Annotated in this window: 3 protein-coding genes; 2 read left to right on the forward strand and 1 reads right to left on the reverse strand. The window is 47.1% G+C overall.

The window, feature by feature from the left end; translation table 11 throughout:
* Both R8269_RS24425 and R8269_RS24430 read left to right on the forward strand, forming a co-directional pair.
* Positions 1-160, forward strand: a 160-nt coding sequence (locus R8269_RS24425; RefSeq protein ID WP_318222803.1) for an FAD-binding domain-containing protein, incomplete at its 5' end; no start/stop codon positions are given.
* Positions 161-166: 6 nt separating this feature from the next.
* Positions 167-1,093, forward strand: a complete 927-nt coding sequence (locus tag R8269_RS24430) for a L,D-transpeptidase family protein (protein ID WP_318222801.1) — start codon at positions 167-169, stop codon at positions 1,091-1,093.
* A gap of 26 nt (positions 1,094-1,119) precedes the next feature.
* Here R8269_RS24430 and R8269_RS24435 read toward each other — a convergent pair whose 3' ends face one another.
* Positions 1,120-1,374, reverse strand: coding sequence for an Lpp/OprI family alanine-zipper lipoprotein (locus tag R8269_RS24435; protein ID WP_318222802.1), 255 nt, complete (start codon positions 1,372-1,374; stop codon positions 1,120-1,122).
* Positions 1,375-1,401: the final 27 nt, after the last annotated feature.

A 1,401-nucleotide genomic window follows, 5' to 3' on the forward strand; every position in this document is an offset into this window, starting at 1 on the left:
GCGTCATTGGGTGCCAGAAATTAAGAGTGTGCCGAATAAGTTCGTCCATAAACCATGGACTTGGGAGGGATTTTCTTTACTGGAATATCACAAGCCGATGGTTGATCACAAGGTTGAAAGAGAGATAACCTTACGGCTCTTCAAAAGTGCCAAGGAATAGAGTGAAATGCTTAGCAAAAAGCGATCAATGAGTTTTGCAAAACGAACCCTGTTATCTGTCTCGTTATCATTAGTGAGTGGATTGTCATTCGCCAAAATGTACGAGTTACCAGAGGACGGCAGCCGTTTGATTGGTCGCCTCGAAAACCACGTCGTGCAAGAAGGCGAGACCATGGCAAACATCGCCAAGCATTATGACGTGGGTATGCTAGCGTTGATGGCAGCGAACAAAGGCGTTGATCCATTTCTTCCTCAAGAAGGGCGCGTGCTTACTATTCCATCTCCACTCATTCTTCCTTCAGTTCCTCACCAAGGCATCGTGATTAACTTGGCAGAGGTGCGTCTGTACTACTTCCCAGAGGGCGAAGATGTGGTGCATGTTTTCCCTGTTGGTATTGGCCGAATTGGGCGAGATACACCAGTGATGACAACCAGCATCAGCCAAAAACGTCCGAACCCAACATGGACGCCACCTGCGTCTATTCGTGCAGAATACAGAGCGAAAGGGGTGGATTTACCTGCGGTTGTGCCAGCAGGCCCCGACAACCCGCTTGGGTTGTTTGCACTTCGTCTAGCTTACGGAAATGGTGAGTACCTTATTCACGGTACCAACAAAGATTTCGGCATCGGAATGCGCGTGAGTGCTGGTTGCATTCGTATGGACCCAAGTGATATCGAATGGTTGTTCGACAAAGTTCGTCGTGGTGAAAAAGTAAACATCATCAATCAGCCAGTGAAAGTGTCACTAGAGCCGGATCGTAGTGTGTTTGTGGAAGCGCATGAACCGTTAACTCGTAGCAATGGCGAGAAAGATCATTTACAAGTTCCGAAAGAATTGGGCTGGTGGCTAAATGAATTTGGATTGACGAATGTGAAAGCGAAAGCCGTTATTGCCGCTCAGAATGGGGTTCCAGTAGAAATAACCGCGCCTTAACGGGCGTTAAAGCGCGGAACAACATCTTACTTAGTGTAAGACTGAGCGATGTTATCGATACGCTCGTTAGCACGTGCTGCTTCTTCTTGAGCAGCCATTGCTGCGTCACCTGATTTTTGAACGTCAGATTGAAGAGCTTGTACGTCTTGGCTTAGTTGGCTAACTTGGTTGCTTAGTTCATCTAGTTTAGCTGCGTTTGCTGTTGCTGCGTCATCAGATGAAGCACAACCTGCTAGTAGAAGTACTGAAGTTGCTGCAGCTGCGATCAACGTTTTGTTCATATAAGAACTCCTTGCTTATAGTGAAAG

The sequence above is a fragment of the Vibrio sp. Vb0667 genome (assembly GCF_033391095.1).

Coding starts and splice junctions, on each gene's coding strand:
- R8269_RS24430 (WP_318222801.1), top strand. CDS start 167: ATGCTTAGCAAAAAGCGATCAATGAGTTTTGCAAAACGAACCCTGTTA.
- R8269_RS24435 (WP_318222802.1), bottom strand. CDS start 1,374: ATGAACAAAACGTTGATCGCAGCTGCAGCAACTTCAGTACTTCTACTA.